General features: G+C 43.8%; 26 protein-coding genes. All 26 read left to right on the forward strand.

The window, feature by feature from the left end; all coding sequences use genetic code 11:
* Positions 1 to 3 precede the first annotated feature (3 nt).
* The 26 genes from fabG (at position 4) to hslU (ending at position 24,310) form a co-directional block, all read left to right on the forward strand.
* Positions 4 to 741 (forward strand): 3-oxoacyl-[acyl-carrier-protein] reductase, encoded by a 738-nt coding sequence (gene fabG / locus ACPF7I_RS05375; protein WP_430744358.1) that lies wholly within the window; start codon positions 4 to 6, stop codon positions 739 to 741.
* Positions 742 to 799: 58 nt separating this feature from the next.
* Positions 800 to 1,036: an acyl carrier protein gene (gene acpP, locus ACPF7I_RS05380; protein WP_003394967.1), complete on the forward strand. Its 237-nt coding sequence runs from the start codon at positions 800 to 802 to the stop codon at positions 1,034 to 1,036.
* Positions 1,037 to 1,105: 69 nt separating this feature from the next.
* A complete protein-coding gene (gene rnc / locus ACPF7I_RS05385) occupies positions 1,106 to 1,822 on the forward strand; it encodes a ribonuclease III (RefSeq protein WP_430744357.1) in 717 nt (238 codons plus the stop codon).
* 59 nt (positions 1,823 to 1,881) lie between these two features.
* Positions 1,882 to 5,442: a chromosome segregation protein SMC gene (smc, locus tag ACPF7I_RS05390; protein ID WP_430744356.1), complete on the forward strand. Its 3,561-nt coding sequence runs from the start codon at positions 1,882 to 1,884 to the stop codon at positions 5,440 to 5,442.
* A 6-nt stretch (positions 5,443 to 5,448) separates the two neighbouring features.
* The gene (ftsY, locus tag ACPF7I_RS05395; RefSeq protein ID WP_430744355.1) at positions 5,449 to 6,447 is read left to right on the forward strand and encodes a signal recognition particle-docking protein FtsY; all 999 of its coding nucleotides are present in this window, start codon (positions 5,449 to 5,451) and stop codon (positions 6,445 to 6,447) included.
* Positions 6,448 to 6,518: 71 nt separating this feature from the next.
* The gene (locus ACPF7I_RS05400; protein ID WP_430744354.1) at positions 6,519 to 6,851 is read left to right on the forward strand and encodes a putative DNA-binding protein; all 333 of its coding nucleotides are present in this window, start codon (positions 6,519 to 6,521) and stop codon (positions 6,849 to 6,851) included.
* Positions 6,852 to 6,863: 12 nt separating this feature from the next.
* Entirely contained in the window at positions 6,864 to 8,204 is a 1,341-nt protein-coding gene (gene ffh, locus ACPF7I_RS05405; RefSeq protein WP_430744353.1) for a signal recognition particle protein, read from the forward strand.
* Between the two features lie 95 nt (positions 8,205 to 8,299).
* Entirely contained in the window at positions 8,300 to 8,572 is a 273-nt protein-coding gene (rpsP, locus tag ACPF7I_RS05410) for a 30S ribosomal protein S16 (RefSeq protein ID WP_004891099.1), read from the forward strand.
* A gap of 3 nt (positions 8,573 to 8,575) precedes the next feature.
* Positions 8,576 to 8,803 (forward strand): KH domain-containing protein, encoded by a 228-nt coding sequence (locus ACPF7I_RS05415; protein ID WP_003394952.1) that lies wholly within the window; start codon positions 8,576 to 8,578, stop codon positions 8,801 to 8,803.
* 48 nt (positions 8,804 to 8,851) lie between these two features.
* Complete coding sequence (locus ACPF7I_RS05420) at positions 8,852 to 9,235, forward strand: YlqD family protein (RefSeq protein WP_021094232.1); 384 nt, start codon at positions 8,852 to 8,854, stop codon at positions 9,233 to 9,235.
* Positions 9,235 to 9,756, forward strand: coding sequence for a ribosome maturation factor RimM (gene rimM, locus ACPF7I_RS05425; protein WP_305956497.1), 522 nt, complete (start codon positions 9,235 to 9,237; stop codon positions 9,754 to 9,756). Before ACPF7I_RS05420 ends, rimM begins: the two co-directional genes overlap by 1 nt.
* The gene (gene trmD / locus ACPF7I_RS05430; RefSeq protein WP_019418397.1) at positions 9,753 to 10,490 is read left to right on the forward strand and encodes a tRNA (guanosine(37)-N1)-methyltransferase TrmD; all 738 of its coding nucleotides are present in this window, start codon (positions 9,753 to 9,755) and stop codon (positions 10,488 to 10,490) included. Before rimM ends, trmD begins: the two co-directional genes overlap by 4 nt.
* A 125-nt stretch (positions 10,491 to 10,615) precedes the next feature.
* Positions 10,616 to 10,960 (forward strand): 50S ribosomal protein L19, encoded by a 345-nt coding sequence (gene rplS, locus ACPF7I_RS05435; protein ID WP_003394943.1) that lies wholly within the window; start codon positions 10,616 to 10,618, stop codon positions 10,958 to 10,960.
* 72 nt (positions 10,961 to 11,032) lie between these two features.
* Positions 11,033 to 11,584 (forward strand): signal peptidase I, encoded by a 552-nt coding sequence (gene lepB, locus ACPF7I_RS05440; protein WP_430744352.1) that lies wholly within the window; start codon positions 11,033 to 11,035, stop codon positions 11,582 to 11,584.
* A gap of 15 nt (positions 11,585 to 11,599) precedes the next feature.
* Complete coding sequence (ylqF, locus tag ACPF7I_RS05445; RefSeq protein WP_430744351.1) at positions 11,600 to 12,454, forward strand: ribosome biogenesis GTPase YlqF; 855 nt, start codon at positions 11,600 to 11,602, stop codon at positions 12,452 to 12,454.
* A gap of 73 nt (positions 12,455 to 12,527) precedes the next feature.
* A complete protein-coding gene (locus ACPF7I_RS05450) occupies positions 12,528 to 13,292 on the forward strand; it encodes a ribonuclease HII (protein WP_430745968.1) in 765 nt (254 codons plus the stop codon).
* A 1-nt stretch (position 13,293) separates the two neighbouring features.
* The gene (locus tag ACPF7I_RS05455; RefSeq protein ID WP_430744350.1) at positions 13,294 to 14,466 is read left to right on the forward strand and encodes a hypothetical protein; all 1,173 of its coding nucleotides are present in this window, start codon (positions 13,294 to 13,296) and stop codon (positions 14,464 to 14,466) included.
* Entirely contained in the window at positions 14,463 to 14,732 is a 270-nt protein-coding gene (locus ACPF7I_RS05460; RefSeq protein ID WP_430744349.1) for an EscU/YscU/HrcU family type III secretion system export apparatus switch protein, read from the forward strand. Before ACPF7I_RS05455 ends, ACPF7I_RS05460 begins: the two co-directional genes overlap by 4 nt.
* Before the next feature lie 116 nt (positions 14,733 to 14,848).
* Positions 14,849 to 16,009 (forward strand): ADP-forming succinate--CoA ligase subunit beta, encoded by a 1,161-nt coding sequence (gene sucC, locus ACPF7I_RS05465; protein WP_004891085.1) that lies wholly within the window; start codon positions 14,849 to 14,851, stop codon positions 16,007 to 16,009.
* A 19-nt stretch (positions 16,010 to 16,028) separates the two neighbouring features.
* Entirely contained in the window at positions 16,029 to 16,931 is a 903-nt protein-coding gene (sucD, locus tag ACPF7I_RS05470) for a succinate--CoA ligase subunit alpha (protein WP_430744348.1), read from the forward strand.
* A 58-nt stretch (positions 16,932 to 16,989) separates the two neighbouring features.
* On the forward strand, positions 16,990 to 17,877 hold the full coding sequence (dprA, locus tag ACPF7I_RS05475) for a DNA-processing protein DprA (protein WP_430745967.1): 888 nt from the start codon (positions 16,990 to 16,992) through the stop codon (positions 17,875 to 17,877).
* Between the two features lie 104 nt (positions 17,878 to 17,981).
* Complete coding sequence (gene topA / locus ACPF7I_RS05480; protein ID WP_430745966.1) at positions 17,982 to 20,051, forward strand: type I DNA topoisomerase; 2,070 nt, start codon at positions 17,982 to 17,984, stop codon at positions 20,049 to 20,051.
* A gap of 45 nt (positions 20,052 to 20,096) precedes the next feature.
* The gene (gene trmFO / locus ACPF7I_RS05485; protein ID WP_430744347.1) at positions 20,097 to 21,395 is read left to right on the forward strand and encodes an FADH(2)-oxidizing methylenetetrahydrofolate--tRNA-(uracil(54)-C(5))-methyltransferase TrmFO; all 1,299 of its coding nucleotides are present in this window, start codon (positions 20,097 to 20,099) and stop codon (positions 21,393 to 21,395) included.
* A gap of 60 nt (positions 21,396 to 21,455) precedes the next feature.
* Entirely contained in the window at positions 21,456 to 22,358 is a 903-nt protein-coding gene (gene xerC, locus ACPF7I_RS05490; RefSeq protein ID WP_430744346.1) for a tyrosine recombinase XerC, read from the forward strand.
* 14 nt (positions 22,359 to 22,372) lie between these two features.
* Positions 22,373 to 22,915: an ATP-dependent protease subunit HslV gene (gene hslV, locus ACPF7I_RS05495; protein WP_430744345.1), complete on the forward strand. Its 543-nt coding sequence runs from the start codon at positions 22,373 to 22,375 to the stop codon at positions 22,913 to 22,915.
* A 12-nt stretch (positions 22,916 to 22,927) separates the two neighbouring features.
* A complete protein-coding gene (gene hslU, locus ACPF7I_RS05500) occupies positions 22,928 to 24,310 on the forward strand; it encodes an HslU--HslV peptidase ATPase subunit (RefSeq protein WP_430744344.1) in 1,383 nt (460 codons plus the stop codon).
* Positions 24,311 to 24,312 lie beyond the last annotated feature (2 nt).

The following is a 24,312-nucleotide window of genomic DNA, read 5'->3' on the forward strand; positions in this document are numbered from 1 at the left end:
AGTATGGAAGGAAAAGTAGCGATTGTGACAGGGGCATCACGTGGAATCGGACGTGAAATTGCTTTACATCTCGCTCGCCTCGGTGCAAAAGTAGCGATCAATTATGCAGGGAGCGAAGCGAAAGCGAATGAAGTTGTTGCGCAAATTGTTGAACATGGTGGCGAAGCGTTCGCTGTGCAAGCCGATGTGGCAAATGCCGAAGCGGTCGAGCGCATGGTGAAAGAAGTGCTCGAGCGTTGGGGGCGCGTTGACATTTTAGTAAACAACGCAGGGATTACGCGCGACAATTTGCTTATGCGCATGAAAGAAGAAGAATGGGATGCCGTCATTAACACAAACTTAAAAGGCGTCTTTTTATGTACGAAAGCCGTCACCCGTCCGATGATGAAGCAACGGTACGGTCGCATTGTCAACGTCGCATCGATCGTTGGCGTGAGCGGCAACCCTGGTCAAGCAAACTACGTTGCAGCGAAAGCAGGCGTCATTGGATTGACGAAAACGGCGGCTAAAGAACTAGCGAGCCGAAACATTACGGTGAACGCTGTTGCGCCTGGATTTATTACGACCGATATGACGGATCAATTAAGCGAAGAGGTGCGCCAAGCGATGTTGCAACAAATCCCGCTCGCGCGCTTCGGGAATCCAGAAGATATTGCCCATGTCGTCGCGTTTCTCGTTTCAGATGGGGCAAGCTATATGACAGGGCAAACGATTCACGTCGATGGCGGCATGGTCATGTAAAAATTCGTTTTATTTTCTGATATAATTCAGTATAATGGCTTGAGGGGAGGTGAATAAGATGGCAGACGTATTAGAGCGTGTAACGAAAATTATCGTAGATCGCCTTGGTGTCGAGGAGTCACAAGTGACGCTTGAATCTTCATTTAAAGAAGATTTAGGAGCGGATTCGCTTGATGTCGTTGAGCTTGTTATGGAGTTAGAAGATGAATTTGATATGGAAATTTCAGATGAAGAGGCGGAGAAAATCGTTACTGTCGGTGACGCAGTAAACTACATAAAAAGCCGTCTATCATAATAGGCAAAGTCCCGTTTTGTAAGCGGGGCTTTCTATGCTTTTTACGTTTATAGTTGGGGGTTTATATGCATGTCGAAGCAACGACCGTACATGAAGTTTAAACAGTTTCAAGAGCAAATTGGCATTTTTTTTCGCAATGAAAAATTGCTCATCCAAGCATTTACCCATTCATCATATGTGAATGAGCATCGAAAGCGGCTACACGAAGATAATGAGCGTCTTGAATTTTTAGGGGATGCCGTCCTTGAATTGACCGTTTCGCAATATTTATTTGAACAGTTTCCGCAAATGAGCGAAGGGGAATTAACAAAACTGCGGGCGGCGATCGTTTGCGAACCGTCGCTTGTTACGTTCGCTCATGCGCTATCGTTTGGCGATCTCGTTTTGCTTGGCAAAGGAGAAGAGCTAACGGGGGGACGAATGCGTCCATCGTTGTTAGCGGACGTGTTTGAAGCTTTTATTGGAGCGCTTTATTTAGATCAAGGGATCGAGGCAGTCGTACAATTTTTAGGGAAAACGATGTTCCCGAAAATTCGCGAAGGTGCTTTTTCTCATGTGATGGATTACAAAAGTCAACTACAAGAGCTCGTACAACGTGATGGCAGCGGCGTTTTAGAATATAAAATTTTACAAGAACGAGGTCCTGCACATAATAAAGAGTTCGTATCGCGCGTATCGTTAAACGGGGAAGAGCTTGGCGTTGGCATTGGCCGCTCGAAAAAAGAGGCAGAACAACGCGCCGCACAAATGGCATTAGCTAAGCTAAAACAATCACAACAAGGCTGATCCGGTGCGAAAGGACAGCCTTGCTTGTTGCTACATCTTTGAGATAAAGGGGGATACAAGTGTTCCTCAAACGATTAGAAGCTATCGGGTTTAAATCTTTTGCAGATCGCATTTCAATCGATTTTGTTCCGGGGATGACGGCAATCGTCGGTCCGAACGGGAGCGGGAAAAGCAACATTACAGATGCGATTCGTTGGGTGCTCGGGGAGCAATCAGCGAAGTCTCTTCGCGGAGCAAAAATGGAAGACGTTATTTTTTCAGGGAGTGAATCGCGCAAGCCGTTAAACGTTGCGGAAGTGACATTAACGCTTGATAATAGCGATCAATTTTTGCCGCTTGAATACGAAGAAGTCAGTGTAACAAGACGTGTGTATCGCTCTGGAGATAGCGAATTTTTTATTAATAAACAGCCATGTCGCTTAAAAGATATCGTCGATTTATTTATGGATTCAGGCGTTGGTCGTGAAGCGTTTTCGATCATTAGCCAAGGAAAAGTCGAAGAAATTTTAAGCAGTAAACCGGAAGACCGTCGCATCATTTTTGAAGATGCAGCCGGTGTGTTAAAATATAAAATGAGAAAAAAAAAGGCTGAGCATAAGTTGAGCGAAACAGAAGATCACTTGCAACGCGTGCAAGATATTTTACATGAATTAAACCAACAACTAGAACCGTTGAAACAACAAGCGTCCATTGCGAAAGAATATATCGAGAAAAAAGAACAATTACAGACGTACGAAGTCGGCCTAATTGTCTATGAAATTGAACAGCTACATAAAAAATGGGAAGCATTAAAAGAACAGCTCGCTTTACATGAACAAAACGAGATCGAATTAGCAACGATGTTACAAAAAGAAGAAGCGCACATCGCTGAATTACGTCATGAACTGACGGCGCTTGATGAGTCGATTGACGGCTTACAACAAGTGTTATTGCTTGTGAGCGAAGAGCTAGAAAAAATGGAAGGAAAAAAACAAGTATTAAAAGAGCGAAAAAACAACGCTCATAAGCAACAAAACCAATTGGAACAAACGATGGCCCAATTGGCTGAGCGCGAACGTGTACTGGAAGCGACCATTGCAGAAAAAAAGAAGTTGCTTCAACAGCTTCAAACAAATGTGCAAGCGCTTCAAGCGGAATTAAAAGAAAAAAACAACGTGCTTTCTTCTTACGGTCCGAAAGCGGAGGCAGAAATTGAACGGCTCAAAAGTGAATATATCGATCTTGTCCATGAACAAGCGACGTTAAAAAACGAACGGACGCACATGGAAGCACAGTTGCAAAAAAATGAAGAGAAACAACGACAACTGATCGCTGCAAACGACGAGCATATTCGGGCATACGAACAAATCGCTCAACAATGGGAACAAAAGCAACAGCTTGTTCAAAAACTACAACAGCGCATCGCCGAGCAAGAAGAAGCAATGAAAGCAAAAGAACAACAATTAACGGCACAAAAAGAACAATACCGCAAAAAAGAAGCGACGTTATATGAAGCGTATCAATACGTCCAAAAGATGAAATCAAAAAAAGAAATGCTTGAAACGATGCAGCAAGAATATGCTGGATTTTTCCAAGGTGTAAAAGAAATATTAAAGGCAAAAGATCGCCTTCAAGGCATTCATGGGGCTGTCGTTGAACTGATGGCGGTGCCGTCTGAGCTAGAAACGGCGATCGAAGTGGCGCTCGGAGGAGCAGCGCAACATATCGTCGTAGAAAGCGAACAAAGCGCACGCGAAGCGATTCAGTTTTTAAAGCGACATGCGTACGGACGAGCTACTTTTTTACCGCTTAACGTCATTCAGGGGAAATCGCTTCCTCCATCTGTGCGAGCGGATATGGCGAAACATCCAGCGTATGTTGGCGTCGCTTCCGAATTAATTTCGTATGAAGCAACGTACGCACAAGTGATGACAAATTTGCTCGGCACAGTCATTATTACGCGCGACTTAAAAGGAGCGAATGAGCTCGCCCGCCAACTGCAATACCGCTATCGTTTCGTCACGCTTGACGGAGATGTCGTCAATCCGGGTGGAGCGATGACGGGAGGGACGGTAAACAAACAGACGAGTTCATTATTAAGTCGTACGCGTGAACTTGAAGAAGTGACAGCAAGTTTTCGCGAAATCGAACGAAAAACGATTGAACTTGAACAGCGCATCCAGCGTGAAAAAGAAGCGATCGCCCAAGCAGAACAGCAACGGGAACATCTTTATGCGGAACTAGAAGCAAACCGTATGGCGCTGCAAGAAGAAAAAAGTACATGGACGGAACTACATCTCCGAAAAAAACATATGGATGAGCGACTAGCTGTATATCGCTATGAGCGACAAACGCTTGAAGAAGAAAAACAACAGTTGACCGCTCGACTTCACGATGTCATGCAACAGCTTGATGAGTTAGAGAAAAAAATCGCTCATATTGACGAACAAGTACAGCAATGGACAGAAAAAAAACAGCTCGAACAACAATCAAAAGAACAAATGCAAGAACAGCTGACCACGTTAAAAGTCGCGCTCGCAGAAAAGCAAGAACACGTAAGAAATGAAGAACAACATGTGCGCCGACTTGTAGAAGAATGGGAAGAAACGAAGCGAACGCGCGCAAAAATGGAAGAAGAACGGCATCAACTCATTCATCATATGCACGAGCAGACAGAAGATGAACAACAGCTCGAACGAATATGCAAAGAAAAAACGAAGCAAAAAGAAGAAACGATTCAACTTATCGCAAGTCGGCGTGAACAGCGGCTACAATACCAAACGAAACTCGAGCAGCTCGAAAAAGAAATAAAAGAGCTGAAACGTCAACATAAACAGCTGACCGACACGTTAAAAGACGAAGAAGTGAAACTTGCACGTTTTGATATGGAGTTAGATCACTTATTAAATCGACTTCGTGAAGAATATAAACTATCGTTTGAAGCGGCAAAAGAAGCGTTCCCGCTCCACATTCCAGCGCAAGAAGCGCGGAAAAAAGTAAAGCTCATTCAACTGGCAATTGATGAGCTTGGAACGGTGAACCTCGGTGCCATTGAGGAATATGAACGTGTATCAGAACGCCATCGCTTTTTAACGGAACAAAAAGAAGATTTACAGCGGGCAAAAGATACGCTTTATCAAGTGATTGATGAAATGGACGATGAAATGAAGCAACGATTTGCAACGACGTTTGAACACATTCGCACACAATTTGCGCGCGTGTTTGTCGAACTGTTTGGAGGAGGTAAGGCAGATTTACAGCTTACGGATCCGAACGACTTACTTCATACAGGTGTCGATATTGTTGCGCAACCGCCGGGAAAAAAACTGCAACATTTAAGTTTATTATCAGGCGGAGAACGGGCATTGACAGCTATCGCGCTTTTATTTGCGATTTTAAACGTTCGTCCTGTTCCGTTTTGCGTGCTCGATGAAGTGGAAGCTGCACTAGATGAAGCAAACGTGCAACGATATGCGAAATATTTAAAGAAATTTAGCAACGAAACACAATTTATCGTCATTACTCATCGAAAAGGAACGATGGAAGAAGCCGATGTATTGTACGGGGTAACGATGCAACAATCAGGCGTATCGAAACTTGTTTCTGTTCGATTGGAAGAAGCAGCTGGAAAGAAAGGATGAGAAACGGTGAGCTTTTTTAAAAAGTTAAAAGAAAAAATCGCAAAACAAGCAGATACAGTAACGGAAAAGTTTAAGCGAGGTTTAGAAAAAACGCGCGATTCGTTCGCGGGAAAAGTGAACGATTTAATCGCCCGCTATCGCAAAGTGGACGAACAGTTTTTTGAAGAACTAGAAGAAATTTTAATTGCGTCAGACGTCGGTGTGGCAACGGTCATGGATTTTATTGATGAGTTGAAAATGGAAGTAAAGCGCCGCAACATTCAAGACCCGAAAGACATGTATAGCGTCATTTCCGAAAAACTCATTGATATATATCAAGCGAGCGGCGATGAAAAAACAGAACTAAATATCCAGCCAAACGGCTTAACGGTCATTTTATTTGTCGGTGTAAACGGCGTCGGAAAAACGACGACAATCGGAAAGCTTGCGTATAAATTAAAAAATGAAGGAAAAAAAGTGATGCTTGCGGCAGGTGATACGTTCCGAGCTGGTGCGATTGAACAGCTTGAAGTATGGGGAGAGCGAGTAGGCGTCGAAGTAATTAAACAGTCAGCAGGCTCCGATCCGGCTGCGGTCATGTACGATGCGATTCAAGCGGCGAAATCGCGCAACGTCGACGTTTTATTATGTGACACAGCCGGCCGTTTACAAAATAAAGTGAACTTAATGAAAGAGCTTGAAAAAGTGAAGCGCGTCATTGAACGTGAAGTGCCGGGCGCACCGCATGAAGTATTGCTCGTGTTAGATGCAACGACAGGACAAAATGCGATGAGCCAAGCGAAAACGTTTAAAGAAGTGACAAACGTGACGGGCATTGTACTGACGAAACTAGACGGCACGGCCAAAGGCGGCATCGTGTTGGCGATTCGCCACGAGTTAAACATCCCGGTGAAGTTCGTCGGTTTGGGAGAAAAAATGGACGATTTAGAGCCGTTTAACGCAGAACAATTCGTTTACGGACTATTTTCATCATTTATGGAACGTGAAGAAGTGCAAGGAGAATAACTTGACAGCATCGGTCAAAACATATACACTAAAGTCATGTAAAGGCGTTTCACTTAACAGGGGGGAGTTTCATGCTAGAAAAAACAACGAGAATGAATTACTTATATGACTTTTACCAATCGTTGTTGACACCGAAGCAGCGGAACTATATGTCCCTTTATTACTTAGACGATTACTCCCTCGGTGAAATTGCCGAAGAGTACGAAGTGAGTCGTCAAGCTGTATACGATAACATTAAACGGACGGAAGCGATGCTAGAAGATTACGAGCAAAAGTTATTGCTCTTTCAAAAGTTTCAACAGCGGCAAAAACTATTGCATTCGTTAAAAACGCATATTGCCGAACGCTATCCGAACGATGAAGAGCTGACGAAGCTCGTTGCGGAGTTGGAGAAATTAGAGTAGGGGGCGGTAACGATGGCATTTGAAGGATTGGCCGACCGTCTGCAACATGTCATGAATAAAATTCGTGGCAAAGGCAAAGTCACGGAAGCCGATGTAAAAGAAATGATGCGCGAAGTGCGGCTAGCGCTATTAGAAGCTGATGTCAATTTTAAAGTCGTCAAAGACTTTGTGAAAAAAGTAAGCGAGCGAGCTGTCGGACAAGAAGTGTTGAAAAGTTTGACCCCGGGACAGCAAGTCATTAAAGTCGTCAAAGAAGAATTGACGGAATTAATGGGAGGGGAAAATAGCAAAATTGCTGTCGCAAGCCGTCCGCCAACCGTCGTCATGATGGTCGGTTTGCAAGGGGCAGGAAAAACGACGACGACGGGGAAATTAGCGAACTTGCTGCGCAAAAAACATAATCGCAAGCCGTTGCTCGTCGCTGCTGACATTTACCGTCCTGCAGCGATCAAACAGCTTGAAACGCTAGGTAAACAATTAAACATCCCTGTATTTTCGCTCGGTGATCAAGTAAGCCCAGTTGAAATCGCCAAACAAGCGATCGCAAAAGCGAAAGAAGAACATCATGATTATGTGTTAATCGATACCGCAGGGCGACTCCACATCGACGAAGCGCTCATGGATGAATTAAAACAAATCAAAGAAGTGACGAAACCGGATGAAATTTTCCTCGTCGTCGATGCGATGACAGGACAAGATGCGGTAAACGTCGCGCAAAGCTTTAACGAACAGCTTGGCTTAACAGGCGTCATTTTGACGAAGCTCGATGGCGATACGCGCGGTGGAGCAGCGTTGTCCATTAAAGCGGTCACAAATACGCCAATTAAGTTCGTCGGGATGGGCGAAAAGCTCGATGCGCTTGAACCGTTTCATCCAGAGCGAATGGCTTCGCGCATTTTAGGCATGGGCGATGTACTGACGCTAATCGAAAAAGCGCAAGCCGCCGTCGATGAGGAAAAAGCAAAAGAGCTCGAACAAAAAATGCGCACGGCCTCATTTACCCTTGACGACTTTTTAGAACAGCTTGGACAAGTGCGCAAACTTGGCCCGCTTGATGAAATTTTAAAAATGTTGCCGGGCGCTAACAAAGTGAAAGGGCTCAACAACTTACAAATTGACGAAAAACAAATTAGCCGCGTAGAAGCGATTATTCGCTCAATGACAAAAGAAGAAAAAATGAACCCAGACATCATTAACGCAAGCCGCAAAAAGCGAATCGCCAAAGGAAGCGGAACGACGGTTCAAGATGTCAACCGCTTGTTGAAACAGTTTGACGAAATGAAAAAAATGATGAAAATGATGACGACGATGCCAAAAGGGAAAAAGAAAGGGTTCCGGTTCCCGTTTATGTAAGCAAAATAACAGTGTTAAGAAAAAACACTTTACAAACAAAACGTTTATTGCTAATATACTATCTTGTGTGAAATATTTTCGGAGGTGCTACAATTATGGCAGTAAAAATTCGTTTAAAACGTATGGGTGCAAAAAAATCACCATTTTATCGTATCGTTGTTGCAGACTCTCGTTCTCCACGTGACGGTCGTTTCATCGAAACAATTGGCACATACAACCCGTTAACAGAGCCTGCAGAAATTAAAATCAACGAAGAACTTGCATTAAAATGGTTGCAAAACGGTGCGAAACCATCTGACACTGTGCGCAATTTGCTTTCAAAACAAGGAATTTTAGAAAAATTCCACAACTTAAAGTACGGAAAGTAATGTATGAAAACGTTGCTTGAGACGATTGTTCGGTCACTTGTCGATCATCCGGAATGCGTCGTCGTTCGCGAAACGGAACAACAACAATCGATCACGTATTCGATTGCCCTTCATCAAGAAGATGTAGGGAAAGTGATCGGGAAGAACGGGCGAATCATTCAAGCGATTCGCACCGTAGTTCAAGCAGCAAACGAGTCGAAAAAGCGAATAGACGTACGCATCGAAGAGTAAGGGAGAGGGACATACCTCCCCTTTTTTCGTTCAGAAAGGCGGTGCGCCATGAAAATTATTCAAACGGTTGAAGTAAGACAACGGTTGACAGAAAAAAGTAAACAACAACTCATTCAACAATTGACGGCACAAAAACGACAGCTTGAACAACAATGTGAACAGCTTATTTTTGAACAAAAACGAATGGAAAAGCAAACATCGTTTCCACCAAAACAAATTAAAGAAAAATTTGAGCGAGAAATGCAAGTTCGGCGTCAAAAAATAGCGGAACTTGACTTCCTTCTCGAACAATTGCACATATTACCGATAGGAAGCGAAATAAAAGAACGAGAGGTGGAGGCGATTATCGACGTTCACATCGGTGATCGTTGGTCGCCTCAAAAAACGATTATTATTGAAGATGGAATTGTTGTTGACATACGCGAGGGGTGATTGTTGTGAAATGGTTTAATGTCGGAAAAATTGTCAATACGCACGGCATTCGCGGTGAAGTGCGCGTCATTTCACGCACAGATTTTGCGCAAGAACGGTATAAAATCGGAAATGTGCTATATATTTTTATGGAAAACGAGCCGCCAATTGAAGTGAAAGTGGCGAGCCATCGAGTTCATAAGTCGTTTGATTTATTGACGTTTGAAGGATATGACAACATCAATTTAGTTGAAAAATTCAAAGGTGCGATGATTAAAGTACCAGAAAGCCAACTTCAACCGCTTGATGAAGGAGAATATTATTTCCACGAAATTATCGGCTGCACCGTTGTGACCGAAGATGGTGAAACGATTGGGGAAGTAAAGGAAATTTTAACGCCAGGGGCAAACGATGTATGGGTCGTGAAACGGAAAAAAGGCGGAGATGTATTTATCCCTTATATTGCTGATGTCGTCAAACAAGTCGATGTCGAAAATAAAACGATTACCATTCATGTCATGGAAGGATTGCTTGACGAATGAAAATCGACGTGCTCACTTTATTTCCAACGATGTTTACTGGCGTGCTTCAAGAGTCGATTTTGAAACGAGCGCAAGAAAAAGGAGCGGTTACGTTTCAGCTCGTCAATTTCCGCGAGTTTGCCGATAATAAACACCAAACGGTAGACGACTATCCTTATGGCGGTGGCGCTGGGATGGTATTAAAACCACAACCGATTTTCGATGCGGTCGATCATTTAACGAAACAGAGCGAACATCGCCCGCGCATTATTTTGCTTTGCCCACAAGGAGAACGCTACACACAAAAAAAGGCGGAGGAACTCGCCAAAGAACAACATTTAATTTTCATTTGTGGCCATTACGAAGGATATGATGAGCGCATTCGTGAGCATGTCGTAACGGATGAAATTTCAATTGGAGATTATGTATTAACAGGCGGAGAGTTGGCAGCGATGGTCGTTATTGATAGCGTCGTTCGCCTGCTCCCGGGCGTGCTCGGCAACGAACATTCCTCTGTCCTTGATTCATATAGCTCTGGCTTACTTGAACATCCGCATTATACGCGTCCTGCGGATTTTCGGGGCATGAAAGTACCAGACGTTCTTCTTTCTGGCAACCATCGTTTAATTGAAGAATGGCGTCAAAAAGAATCGTTGCGTCGTACGTGGTTGCGACGACCAGATTTACTTGAGACGTATGAACTAACAGAACAGCAAAAAAAATGGATTGAACAATGGGAAAAAAATGAGCGGTAACTCTTGCATCCGATACATCTTTATGCTAGTATAAACGTTGTGGCTTACGTCGCACGTAAAACGATGTTCCGCTGCTATGAACGATAAACATAAGCATGAGCATCTGTTGGAAGGAGATGAATATGATGCATCATTTAATTCAAGAAATTACAAAAGAACAACTACGTAACGATCTTCCTGAATTCCGCCCTGGTGACACAGTGCGCGTTCACGTAAAAGTTGTCGAAGGAAACCGTGAGCGTATCCAAGTATTTGAGGGCGTTGTCATCAAGCGTCGTGGTGGTGGAATTAGCGAAACATTTACAGTGCGTAAAGTATCTTACGGTGTAGGTGTTGAGCGTACATTCCCATTACACACGCCGAAGATTGCTAAATTAGAAGTTGTTCGTCGCGGTAAAGTTCGTCGCGCGAAATTGTACTACTTGCGTCAACTCCGCGGTAAAGCAGCACGCATCAAAGAAATCATCTAACAAAAGAAATGATTGCGAGGAGCTTGATCATCAAGCTCCTTTTTCAACATTCATCATATAGGTGGGAGACGGATGGAAAAACAAAAAAACGAATGGTTTGAATGGCTGAAAGCAATTGTTATTGCAGTGGCGTTAGCAGGAGGCATTCGCTATTTTATTTTTGCCCCGATTATCGTTGAAGGGGAATCGATGATGCCGACATTACATAACCAAGATCGTATGATTGTGAATAAAGTGGCATACAAAATTGGCGAACCAGAACGATTTGATATTATTGTGTTTCATGCAGAAGAAGGAAAAGATTATATTAAGCGCGTCATTGGGCTGCCGGGCGATCGCATCGAATATAAAAATGATACGTTATATGTGAACGGAAAGCCGTACAAAGAGCCTTATTTAGACGAAGAGAAAAAGCAAGTATTTGATGGTCCGCTAACAGAGTCGTTTACACTTGAAGAACTATGGGGACAAAAAACAGTTCCAGAAGGTCATTTATTCGTGCTCGGAGATAATCGTCGATACAGCAAAGATAGCCGTCATATCGGCTTTATTCCGATGGATAAAGTCGTAGGCAAAACGTCGGTCGTCTATTGGCCCCTTTCTGATGCGCGAATTGTTGAATAACATCATACAAAGTAGGTGGCAACGATGACGATTCAATGGTTTCCCGGCCATATGGCGAAGGCGAAACGGGAAGTAACAGAAAAATTAAAGCTCATTGATATCGTATTTGAACTTGTTGATGCGCGCATTCCGATGTCATCCCGCAATCCGTTAATTGATGAAATTGTCGCAAATAAGCCGCGCATCATGTTGTTAAATAAAGCGGATATGGCTGACCCAGACGTCACAAAGCAATGGATTGATTTTTTCGCCGCGCAACAAATAGAAGCGATTGCGATTGACTCGCAAAGTGGAACGGGCGTGAAGCAAATTGTGACGGTCGCAAAAGAGAAGTTGCGCCCAAAGTTTGAAAAAATGATGGCGAAAGGAATTAAACGTCCTCGCGCCATGCGCGCGTTAATTGTCGGTATTCCAAACGTCGGGAAATCGACGCTCATTAACCGACTGGCAGGAAAACATATCGCCAAAACGGGCGATACACCAGGAGTGACGAAAGCACAACAATGGATTAAAGTCGGCAAAGAACTTGAACTGCTCGATACGCCAGGAATTTTATGGCCGAAGTTTGAAGACGAAGAAGTTGGATTCAAGCTCGCGACAACAGGAGCAATTAAAGATACGATTTTAAATTTACAAGATGTTGCCGTATATGCGTTGCGCTTTTTAACGGCGCATTACCCTGATCGTTTAAAAGAACGGTACGCGCTTTCGGATATTCCAGAAGACATCGTTGTATTGTTTGATGAAATCGGAAAAAGACGGGGCTGTTTAGCTGCTGGAGGCGTCGTGGATTACGATAAAGTAGCTGAGCTTGTGTTGCGCGATATTCGCACAGAAAAATTAGGACGGCTCAGTTTTGATCGCCTGTAAGGTTCGCATAAGCGGGCCTTTATTTTTTTGCCAATTTGCCGATATAAGATGTAAGGAGTGATCGAGCGTGAATATGCAAGAGATAAAACAACGACTACAAACGATTCACGATGAAACAGATGAATGGTTTCAACAACTATTACATGATGAGCGAAAAGGTGTCCAACGCCTCATTCAACAATGGTATAAACAAAAAGAAGCAGAAAAACGCGAGCGGGAACGTTTTTCGCATATGTTACAATATGAACAGGCGCTATATGAAAAAGGAGTGCGCTATATCGCAGGCGTGGATGAAGTTGGACGCGGTCCGCTCGCTGGCCCGGTCGTTGCTGCGGCTGTCATTTTGCCACAAGACGTGTTTCTTCCTCATTTAGATGACTCAAAAAAGTTATCGGAAACGAAGCGAGAGCAATTGTTTTCTATCATTCAACAAACGGCGCTTGCGATCGGTATCGGCATTGTGAGCGCCCGTGAAATTGACGAACTAAACATTTACGAAGCGACGAAAAAAGCGATGGTGCAAGCCGTCCGAGCGCTTGCGATCGCTCCCGAACATTTGCTTATTGATGCGATGCACATTCCGCTATCTATTCCGCAAACATCCATCATTAAAGGAGATGCGCATAGTGCATCCATTGCTGCAAGCTCCATTATAGCGAAAGTGACGCGCGATCGGATGATGAAACAACTAGGTGAGAAATATCCGCAATATGGATTTGAGAAACATATGGGATACGGAACGAAAGCGCATATCCAAGCGATTGAACGATATGGTGTCATTGAAGAACATCGTCGTTCTTTTGCGCCAATTCGTGAGCGAATGAAACGAGGGGAATGAAATGAACGTCCAATGGATGCGCACGTTGTTTGACCAATCGCCATCGTCACTTCAGCCGAAAGAACGAACGTTTCACCTCGGCGATATGATTTATGGAAAAGTGGAAAAAGTGAAAGAAGACGGCACGGCGCTCGTTCGCATCGGCAATCAGATGGTTACAGCAGAGTTGCGGTCGTCGGTAAAAGAGGGCGGATCGTATGCATTTCAAGTGCAAAAAACGTCTCCGCTTGAACTTAAAATATTAGAGCGCCCCCCAAAAGCAACAGATGAAGAGAGCATCATCCGTCATTTTCGTCTTCCTCATAACGATCAGACGAAAGCGCTCATTCGCTGGATGCTTGATGAAGCGATATCGCTTAAGCGCGAGCAAGTGGCGCTTATGCGCCAATGGTTGCGAACAGGGGGAGAAAAAGAAGTGCAAGCAATAAAATGGATGATGATGAACGAACTGCCGTTTCGTGACGATGTGTTTCGCGCTTTTCTCTCCCTTCAGCATGAGCGACCATTGTATGAGCAGCGAATTGCGCTCGCTATGATGATCGACGAAAGCGCGCAACGAGGGGAGACGTTAGCGAAACTTCCTGCGCTTTTGCGCCGCATTCCGTCGCTCTCTTCGTTTTCTCCGCAATATATACATGAAGTATTGCAAGAGGGGATGAAAAAGCAAGAAGAATGGCTTTCTTTATTGCAGGCGGCGGTGTCGGAAGCGAAAGGTACGGTAAAAGAGGAGTTGACATCGCTATGGCAACGCATGCAAGCGTATCAACTATTATCGACGAACGTCGAGCCGCTTCAACACATTTTTATGCAGTTTCCGCTATTTATTGGCACGCACCCGACCGATGTGACGATTCAATGGCGCGGAAAGAAAAAAGAAAATGGAAAAATCGATACAGACTATTGCCGCATTTTATTTTATTTAACGATGGCAACGCTAAAAGAAACAATCGTTGATGTTCATATTCAACAACGCATCGTTTATATTTCGATCATCAACGACACGCCCCATTTATCGTCATACGTCTCGGCGCTTGAGCCGTCGTTAAAAAAACAGCTTGCTGAGCATGGTTATACGCTTTCGACCGTTCACGTCAAGGTGCCAGAGCGCGCTCCAACAAAGAAACGATTGCTCGTCGAACCATTTTCATACAAAGGAGTGGATTACCGCATATGAAACGAAAACGTGCCGTCGCTTTATCGTACGATGAGCAGCACGTTGCTCCCGTCGTCGTCGCTAAAGGGGAGGGGGCAGTTGCTGAGCGCATTATTGAAAAGGCAAAGCAATACGACGTTCCCATTTATGAAGATGAAACACTTGCTGCGATGCTCGGTCAATTGCAACTGAACGAAATGATTCCAGAGGAGCTGTACAAAGTCGTTGCGGAAGTATTTGCTTTTATTTACCGAGTGGAGAAGAAGGTGGAGGGGCGGTTGGAATGAATCGCTTCTTTTTCTTTTGTTAAAGAATTTTCTGTCTAAATGGTAGACAACTGACAAAGTATCATTATACAATGAAAGCGCTAGTACTTTTATTTTTATACATAGGAGGATGGGGTATGAATATTCATGAGTATCAAGGAAAAGAGATCCTCAGAAGCTACGGAGTAAGCGTGCCGAACGGCCGTGTGGCGTTTACGGTTGAAGAAGCGGTCGAAGCGGCAAAAGAGCTCGGCAGCAGCGTTTGTGTCGTCAAAGCGCAAATTCACGCTGGCGGTCGCGGAAAAGCAGGGGGTGTAAAAGTCGCAAAAAGCTTAGAGGAAGTTCGTACATATGCGAGCGAATTGCTCGGAAAAGTGCTTGTGACGCATCAAACAGGTCCAGAAGGCAAAGAAGTGAAGCGTTTGTTAATCGAAGAAGGATGCGACATTAAAAAAGAATATTACATCGGGCTTGTTGTTGACCGTGCGACGTCCCGCGTAGTATTAATGGGATCAGAAGAAGGCGGAACGGAAATCGAAGAAGTAGCGGCAAAAACGCCGGAGAAAATTTTTAAAGAGTATATTGACCCAGCTGTCGGCCTACAAGCGTTCCAAGCGCGCCGCATGGCATTTAACATCAACATTCCGAAAGAGCTTGTCAACCAAGCGGTCAAATTTATGTTAGGCTTATATCAAGTATTCGTCGAAAAAGATTGCTCGATCGCTGAAATTAACCCGCTCGTTGTTACAGGAGACGGAAAAGTGATGGCGCTTGATGCGAAGTTAAACTTTGATTCAAACGCGTTATATCGCCATAAAGACATTTTAGAATATCGCGATTTGGACGAAGAAGATCCAAAAGAAATTGAAGCATCAAAATACGATTTAAACTACATTTCGCTTGACGGAAATATCGGCTGCATGGTCAACGGTGCGGGCTTAGCGATGGCGACGATGGATATTATTAAATATTACGGTGGCGAGCCGGCGAACTTTTTAGATGTTGGTGGCGGTGCGACGACAGAAAAAGTAACAGAAGCGTTTAAAATCATTTTATCCGACCCGAATGTGAAAGGTATTTTCGTTAACATTTTCGGGGGCATTATGAAATGCGACGTCATCGCTAACGGAATTGTTGAGGCAACGAAACAAGTTGGTTTAAATCTTCCGCTTGTCGTTCGTTTAGAAGGAACGAACGTAGAATTAGGGAAAAAGATTTTAGAAGAGTCCGGATTAAATATTACAGCCGCTGAATCGATGGCAGACGGCGCGCAAAAAATCGTTTCGCTAGTAAGCTAATAGAAGGGATGGGAGAAACGTGAGCGTTTTTGTTAATAAACATACGAAAGTCATTGTACAAGGAATTACAGGTTCACAAGGGTTGTTCCATACGAAGCAAATGATTGAATACGGTACAAACATTGTTGGCGGGGTAACACCAGGAAAAGGTGGCACGGAAGTTGAAGGGGTACCTGTGTTTGATACGGTTTCCGAAGCGGTTGAAAAAACAGGTGCGAACGCCTCTGTTATTTACGTTCCGCCAGCATTTGCAGCCGATGCGATTATGGAAGCTGTCGATGCGGAAATCGATTTAGTCGTTTGTATTACAGAAGGCATTCCGGTATTGGACATGGTAAAAGTGAAGCGCTATATGGAAGGAAAGAAAACGCGCTTAATCGGACCAAACTGCCCTGGTATTATTACGCCGGAAGAATGCAAAATTGGCATTATGCCGGGCTATATTCATAAAAAAGGTCATGTCGGTATCGTTTCGCGCTCCGGTACGTTAACGTACGAAGCTGTTCATCAGTTAACACAAGCGGGAATCGGTCAATCAACTGCGGTCGGCATTGGCGGTGACCCAGTGAACGGCACAAACTTCATCGACGTATTAAAGGCGTTTAACGAAGATGAAGATACGTACGCAGTCATTATGATCGGTGAGATTGGCGGAACAGCGGAAGAAGAAGCAGCAGAATGGGTAAAAGCAAACATGACAAAACCGGTTGTCGGCTTTATCGGCGGCCAAACAGCTCCTCCAGGAAAGCGCATGGGACATGCGGGTGCGATTATTTCTGGTGGCAAAGGAACAGCCGCAGAAAAAATTCAAACGATGACAGCATGCGGCATTAAAGTTGCTGAAACGCCATCTGTGATCGGCGAAACGCTCATCTCTGTATTAAAAGAACGCGGTTTATACGAGAAATGTAAAACGCATTAATCGTTCAATCGTCCTAAGGAGCAGACCTTAGGACGATTTTTATCAAAGGAGGGATATGATGTACGATACAGATCGCGAAAGGCTTATTCATTTGCATCATTGTCGTGGGATCGGATGGAAAAGCATCGCGCGCTTGCTTCATGTCGATTCATCCCTTGCCTCGATTTTTCATCTTTCTTCTTATCAACTTCAACGATTACTGACAATCCCCGAAAAACATTTCGCTGCTTTTTTCCATGATTTGCATTGTCACAAATTGAAACGTATGATAAAAACATATGAGGAGCAACACATTCATATTGTAACAATTAAGGACGATGAATACCCAGAGTGGCTCAAACATATATACGATCCGCCTTGGGTACTATATGCGAAAGGAAACGTGCAGTTGTTGAAGCGAAAAAAATTAATCAGCGTCGTCGGGACACGAACACCAACCCGTCAAGGAATTGCGGCGATGCATATCGTTCTTCCGCCGCTTATTCAACACGGATGGGTCATTGTGAGCGGATTAGCGAAAGGTGTCGATGCTGAAGCGCATCGTTTATGTTTACGCCATAACGGTGAAACCATTGCGGTCATAGCAGGGGGATTGCGTCATATATATCCTCCTGAAAACGAATCATTATTTCGACAATTAGCGACAACACAACTCGTTATTTCTGAGCACCCGCCGTTTGTTCGCCCACAAACATGGCATTTCCCGATGCGCAACCGGATCATTAGCGGTTTGTCTGTTGGCACGCTTGTCGTGCAGGCGAAAGAGCGAAGCGGCTCGCTCATCACTGCTCATTTTGCGCTACAACAAGGAAGAGAAGTATTTGCGATCCCAGGTGACATCACGACAAAAGAAGCGCACGGGACGAATCGGTTAATCCAACAAGGAGCGAAATTAATATTATCAAGCGACGATATTGAAGAGGAATTTCGACATCTTTTTACATGAGGGAAAGAAAAAATCGAAAAATGATGTTTGACAAATGAACGAATCATCATTAATAATAATGAAGATTTTATTTTACGAATTACCTCTTAAGGGAGGACAAAATGATGTCAGACTACTTAGTCATTGTAGAGTCGCCAGCAAAGGCGAAAACGATTGAAAGATACTTAGGAAAAAAGTATAAAGTAAAAGCATCGATGGGGCATGTGCGCGATTTGCCAAAAAGTCAAATGGGCGTTGATATACAAAACGATTATGAACCGAAGTATATTACGATTCGTGGCAAAGGTTCGGTCATTAAAGAGTTGAAAACAGCAGCGAAAAAGGCAAAAAAAGTATTTCTTGCCGCCGACCCGGATCGCGAAGGGGAAGCGATCGCTTGGCATTTGGCACATTTGCTTGATTTAAATACCGACTCCCCATGTCGCGTTGTATTTAACGAAATCACAAAAGATGCGATTAAACAGTCGTTTGAACAACCGCGCGCCATTAATATGCATTTAGTTCATGCACAACAAGCGCGGCGTGTGCTCGATCGCCTTGTCGGCTACAACATTAGCCCGTTGCTTTGGAAAAAAGTAAAAAAAGGGTTAAGCGCAGGGCGTGTACAATCTGTTGCGCTTCGCTTAATTATTGAACGTGAAAAAGAAATTCAATCGTTTCAACCAGAAGAATATTGGACGATTCAAGGGACGTTTGTCAAAGGAAACGATACATTTGAAGCGCAATTTTATCGTCTAGACAACGAAACGTTCGATTTAAAAACAGAACAAGATGTACAACATGTGTTAAGCCATATGCAAGGCAATGAATTTGTCGTTACAGCGGTAACGAAAAAAGAACGAAAGCGCAATCCGGTCGCACCATTTATTACATCATCCTTGCAGCAAGAGGCTGCACGGAAGTTGAATTTTCGCACGAAAAAAACGATGATGGTCGCACAACAGCTATACGAAGGAATTGATCTTGGAAGCGAAGGAACCGTCGGTTTAATTACATATATGCGTACAGACTCAACGCGCGTATCCGAGAGCGCTCAACAAGAGGCGATTCAGTATATTGAACAGACGTTCGGCACATCATATGTAGCAACAGAAAAAAGAAAAGAAAAACAAAAGGCGAACGCGCAAGATGCGCACGAAGCAATTCGTCCAACGTCCGTCTGGCGTCATCCGAGCGCCATTAAGCCGCATGTGACACGCGATCAATATCAGCTGTACAAACTCATTTGGGAGCGCTTTATCGCCAGTCAAATGGCGCCAGCTTTGCTCGATACGATCGCCGTCGAGCTTTCAAACGGTTCAGTCGTCTTCCGCGCGACTGGCTCGACAGTCAAATTTCCAGGCTTTATGAAAGTATATGTGGAAGGAACAGACGATCCGAAAGATGAACAGCAACGATTACTGCCAGACTTTGTGGAAGGGGAGCGCGTATTTAGCAAAGATATTGAAGGAAAGCAACATTTCACACAGCCGCCACCGCGTTATACGGAAGCGCGCCTTGTCAAGACGTTAGAAGAGCTCGGCATCGGTCGTCCGTCGACATATGCCCCGACGCTCGATACGATTCAAAAGCGCAATTATGTGACGCTTGAGAACAAACGATTCGTTCCAACAGAGCTTGGGGAAATTGTCCTTGATTTAATGATGCAATTTTTCCCGGAAATTTTAGACGTCGAGTTTACAGCGAAAATGGAAAAAAACTTAGACGACATCGAAGAAGGAAAAGTCGAATGGGTACGCATCATTGACGAATTTTATCGCGAGTTTGAAAAACGGTTAAAAGTGGCTGAAGTTGAAATGGAAAAAGTCGAAATAGCAGACGAATCAGCTGATGTCGATTGCGATGTATGCGGAAGCCCAATGGTGTATAAAATGGGACGCTTCGGAAAGTTTATCGCTTGTTCAAATTTTCCACAATGTCGAAATACGAAAGCGATCGTCAAAGATATTGGCGTAAAATGCCCACGTTGTCATGAAGGGAACATCGTTGAACGAAAAAGTAAAAAGAAGCGTATGTTTTACGGTTGCGATCGTTTTCCAGCGTGCGATTTCGTTTCATGGGATAAACCAATGAATCGACCGTGCCCAAAATGTGGTGGCATGCTCGTTGAGAAAAAAGGGAAAAAGAGCGTGCACGTTCAATGTACACAATGTGAATATAACGAACAACAGTAAGGTGAGGCGAATACCCTCACCCATTTTATCGAGGAGGGAATATGGATGGAAGTAACAGTAATTGGAGCAGGATTGGCAGGAAGTGAGGCGGCATGGCAACTCGCGAAGCGCGGCATTCGCGTCAAATTATATGAAATGCGCCCGGTGAAACAAACTCCCGCGCATCATACAGACAAGTTTGCAGAACTCGTATGCAGCAACTCTCTTCGCGCAAATACGTTAACGAATGCAGTCGGTGTATTAAAAGAAGAAATGCGTCGGTTAGATTCCGTCATTATGAAAGCAGCGGACTCTTGTTCCGTGCCAGCTGGTGGCGCTTTAGCTGTCGACCGTCACGAATTTGCGGCGAAAGTTACAGACATGGTAGCGAATCATCCGAATGTGACGGTTGTGCGTGAAGAAGTAACAACAATTCCAACAGGCCCAACGATTATTGCGACAGGTCCGTTAACATCGCAGCCGCTTTCGGAACAGCTTCAAGCGTTGACAGGGGAAGAATATTTATATTTTTACGATGCGGCTGCACCGATTGTTGAGAAAGAAAGCATTGATATGGAAAAAGTGTATATAAAGTCCCGCTACGACAAAGGGGAAGCGGCATATATTAACTGCCCGATGACAGAAGAGGAGTTTGACCGATTTTATGATGCGCTCATTTCTGCTGAAACGGTTCCGTTAAAAGAGTTTGAAAAAGAAATTTATTTTGAAGGATGTATGCCAATTGAAGTGATGGCCCGGCGCGGGAAAAAGACGTTGCTGTTTGGTCCGATGAAGCCCGTCGGTTTAGAAGACCCGCGTACAGGAAAACGTCCTTTTGCCGTCGTTCAACTTCGTCAAGACGATGCGGCAGGAACGTTGTACAATATTGTCGGGTTTCAAACGCATTTAAAATGGGGGGAGCAAAAAGAAGTCATTCGCTTGATCCCAGGGCTTGAGCAAGCAGAAATTGTACGATACGGTGTGATGCACCGCAATACGTTTATTAATTCGCCGAAGTTATTAAAACCGACATATCAATATAAAGAAAGAGAAGATTTATTTTTTGCAGGACAAATGACCGGGGTCGAAGGGTATGTTGAGTCAGCAGCATCAGGACTTGTGGCGGGGATTAATGCTGCCCACTATGTGCTCGGAAAAGAACTTGTCGTATTTCCGCAAGAAACGGCCATCGGAAGCATGGCGCATTATATTACATCGGCGAACCCGAAACATTTTCAACCGATGAATGCGAATTTCGGCTTATTTGCACCGCTCGACGAGCCAATAAAAGATAAAAAGAAAAAAAATGAACGATATGCACAACGGGCATTAGAAACGATTCAGAATTTTATAAAAAAATGGTGAAATTCGTTGCAAGAGCTGCTAAATTATGCTACTATTTAGTAGCTCTTGTGAGGTGATCGAATGGAAAATGTGAATTTTACGTTAAATTTGTTCGTTGAATATTTACAAATAGAAAAAAATTATTCAGAATATACAATTGCGTGTTATAAGCATGATATTGGCGAATTTTTTGAATTTATGGAGCGTGAACAAATCAAACAGTTGCAAGAAGTGTCTTACAGCGACGTTCGCTTGTTTTTAACAGAGCTTCATAAGCGTCAACAATCAAGCCGTTCGATTGCCCGGAAAATGTCGAGCTTGCGCAGCTTTTATAAATTTTTAGTGCGGGAGAAAATTGTTTCTGAAAATCCGTTTGCGCTTGCATCGTTGCCGAAAAAAGAACAGAAAATTCCACATTTTTTGTATCCAGATGAATTAGAACAATTGTTTGTTGTCAATGATTTGAATACAGCGATCGGTCAACGAAACCAAGCGATCATTGAACTGTTGTACGCAACGGGCGTTCGTGTAAGTGAATGTTGTAACATTCGCTTATCGCATATTGATTTCTCCGTATGTACGATTTTAATTTACGGAAAGGGAAACAAGCAACGATATGTCCCGTTTGGTACGTATGCAAAAGAAGCGCTTGAACGATATATACAAGATGGACGTCAGCAACTTGTAAGCAAGGCAAAAGCGCCGACGGATGTGCTTTTTTTAAATGCGCGTGGTGGACCATTAACGCCAAGAGGGGTACGGCACATTTTAAACGACATCGTTGAACGAGCTGCCCTTTCTTTGAAAGTTAGTCCCCATGTGTTTCGCCATACGTTTGCGACGCATTTATTAAATGAAGGTGCTGATTTACGTTCTGTGCAAGAATTGTTAGGTCATGCGCATCTTTCGTCGACACAAGTGTATACACATGTAACGAAAGATCATTTGCGCCACGTTTATTTATATTCTCACCCGCGTGCATAAAAGGAGGATCGGTTATGAGTCAATTTCATGCGACGACGATTTTTGCGATTCGCCATCAAGGAAAAGGAGCGATGGCGGGCGATGGTCAAGTGACGTTCGGCAATGCCGTAGTAATGAAACATACAGCGCGGAAAATTCGTAAACTTTTTCATGGCAAAGTGTTAGCCGGTTTTGCAGGGGCGGTCGCTGATGCATTTACGCTGTTTGAAATGTTTGAAGGAAAGTTAGAAGAATACAACGGAAATTTACAACGGGCGGCGGTTGAGCTAGCAAAAGAGTGGCGGAGCGACAAAGTGTTGCGCCGATTAGAAGCGATGTTAATCGTCATGGACGCGACACATATGTTGCTCATTTCTGGAACAGGCGAAGTTATTGAACCAGACGATAACATTTTAGCGATTGGCTCCGGTGGTAACTATGCGTTAGCAGCTGGTCGGGCATTGAAGGCGTATGCAGGTGAACATTTAACAGCGAAGCAAATTGCGGAAGCGGCATTAAAAGTAGCGAGCGATATTTGCGTGTACACAAACGATTGCATTATTGTCGAAGAGCTGTAAGGGGGGAGCGGCATGTTAACGCCAAAACAAATTGTTGAAAAGCTTGATCAATTTATCGTCGGTCAGCATGAAGCGAAAAAAGCGGTAGCGATCGCATTAAGAAATCGTTATCGCCGCAGTTTATTAGATGAAAAATTGCGTGATGAAGTCGTGCCGAAAAACATTTTAATGATTGGACCGACGGGTGTTGGAAAAACAGAAATTGCACGACGATTAGCGAAACTTGTTGGCGCTCCATTCGTAAAAGTAGAGGCAACGAAATTTACGGAAGTCGGTTATGTCGGTCGCGACGTAGAGTCGATGGTGCGTGATCTCGTTGAAACGTCTGTGCGCATCGTAAAAGAGAAAAAAATGAACGAGGTGAAAGAACAAGCGGAACAATTGGCGAACAAACGGCTTGTTGAACTGCTTGTACCAGGGAAAACAAAACAACCGATGAAAAATCCATTTGAACTTTTGTTTGGTGGGGCAGTAGAACAACAAACGACAAATGGAAGCGACGATCAACAACTAGCCGAAAGACGAAGACAAGTCGCTTGGCAATTGGCAAATGGACAGTTAGAAAACGAAGTAGTGACGGTTGAAATCGAAGAGCAACAACCGATGATGTTTGACTTATTTCAAGGCGCTGGTTTGGAGCAAATGGGCGTCAATATGCAAGATATGTTAAGTAGCTTTATGCCGAAAAAGCGGAAAAAACGAAAATTAAAAGTAAAAGAAGCGCGCCACGTCCTTGCAAACGAAGAAGCGCAAAAGTTGATCGATATGGACGAAGTAACGCAAGAAGCGATTCGACTCGCAGAGCAATCAGGCATTATTTTTATTGACGAAATTGATAAAATTGCTCGGAAAGGGCAGGTCGGTTCATCAGCTGACGTTTCGCGTGAAGGGGTGCAACGCGACATTTTACCGATTGTGGAAGGTTCAACCGTCATGACGAAATACGGACCGGTAAAAACGGACTATATTTTATTTATTGCTGCTGGGGCGTTTCATATGGCGAAACCGTCCGACTTAATCCCAGAATTGCAAGGGCGTTTTCCGATTCGCGTTGAATTGACGAAACTGACAGTAGATGATTTTGTAAAAATATTGGTTGAACCGAACAATGCGCTGTTAAAACAGTATATCGCTTTACTTGCTACAGAAGGTATACAACTTGAATTTTCTGACGATGCTATTCGTAAAATCGCAGAAGTCGCTTTTGAAGTGAATCAACAAACGGATAACATTGGTGCGCGCCGCCTTCATACGATTATGGAAAAATTGTTAGAAGATTTATTGTATGAAGCGCCAGACGTACATCTTGAAAAGGTTGTTATCACCCCACAATATGTGGAGCAAAAACTAGGGAACATTGTAAGAAATAAAGATTTAAGTCAGTTTATTTTATAAGG

The organism is Anoxybacillus dikiliensis, from assembly GCF_050613275.1.
In the GTDB taxonomy this organism is placed as follows: domain Bacteria; phylum Bacillota; class Bacilli; order Bacillales; family Anoxybacillaceae; genus Anoxybacillus.

Coding starts and splice junctions, on each gene's coding strand:
- fabG (WP_430744358.1), top strand. CDS start 4: ATGGAAGGAAAAGTAGCGATTGTGACAGGGGCATCACGTGGAATCGGA.
- acpP (WP_003394967.1), top strand. CDS start 800: ATGGCAGACGTATTAGAGCGTGTAACGAAAATTATCGTAGATCGCCTT.
- rnc (WP_430744357.1), top strand. CDS start 1,106: ATGTCGAAGCAACGACCGTACATGAAGTTTAAACAGTTTCAAGAGCAA.
- ACPF7I_RS05400 (WP_430744354.1), top strand. CDS start 6,519: ATGCTAGAAAAAACAACGAGAATGAATTACTTATATGACTTTTACCAA.
- ffh (WP_430744353.1), top strand. CDS start 6,864: ATGGCATTTGAAGGATTGGCCGACCGTCTGCAACATGTCATGAATAAA.
- rpsP (WP_004891099.1), top strand. CDS start 8,300: ATGGCAGTAAAAATTCGTTTAAAACGTATGGGTGCAAAAAAATCACCA.
- ACPF7I_RS05415 (WP_003394952.1), top strand. CDS start 8,576: ATGAAAACGTTGCTTGAGACGATTGTTCGGTCACTTGTCGATCATCCG.
- ACPF7I_RS05420 (WP_021094232.1), top strand. CDS start 8,852: ATGAAAATTATTCAAACGGTTGAAGTAAGACAACGGTTGACAGAAAAA.
- trmD (WP_019418397.1), top strand. CDS start 9,753: ATGAAAATCGACGTGCTCACTTTATTTCCAACGATGTTTACTGGCGTG.
- rplS (WP_003394943.1), top strand. CDS start 10,616: ATGCATCATTTAATTCAAGAAATTACAAAAGAACAACTACGTAACGAT.
- lepB (WP_430744352.1), top strand. CDS start 11,033: ATGGAAAAACAAAAAAACGAATGGTTTGAATGGCTGAAAGCAATTGTT.
- ACPF7I_RS05450 (WP_430745968.1), top strand. CDS start 12,528: ATGCAAGAGATAAAACAACGACTACAAACGATTCACGATGAAACAGAT.
- ACPF7I_RS05455 (WP_430744350.1), top strand. CDS start 13,294: ATGAACGTCCAATGGATGCGCACGTTGTTTGACCAATCGCCATCGTCA.
- ACPF7I_RS05460 (WP_430744349.1), top strand. CDS start 14,463: ATGAAACGAAAACGTGCCGTCGCTTTATCGTACGATGAGCAGCACGTT.
- sucC (WP_004891085.1), top strand. CDS start 14,849: ATGAATATTCATGAGTATCAAGGAAAAGAGATCCTCAGAAGCTACGGA.
- dprA (WP_430745967.1), top strand. CDS start 16,990: ATGTACGATACAGATCGCGAAAGGCTTATTCATTTGCATCATTGTCGT.
- topA (WP_430745966.1), top strand. CDS start 17,982: ATGTCAGACTACTTAGTCATTGTAGAGTCGCCAGCAAAGGCGAAAACG.
- trmFO (WP_430744347.1), top strand. CDS start 20,097: ATGGAAGTAACAGTAATTGGAGCAGGATTGGCAGGAAGTGAGGCGGCA.
- xerC (WP_430744346.1), top strand. CDS start 21,456: ATGGAAAATGTGAATTTTACGTTAAATTTGTTCGTTGAATATTTACAA.
- hslV (WP_430744345.1), top strand. CDS start 22,373: ATGAGTCAATTTCATGCGACGACGATTTTTGCGATTCGCCATCAAGGA.
- hslU (WP_430744344.1), top strand. CDS start 22,928: ATGTTAACGCCAAAACAAATTGTTGAAAAGCTTGATCAATTTATCGTC.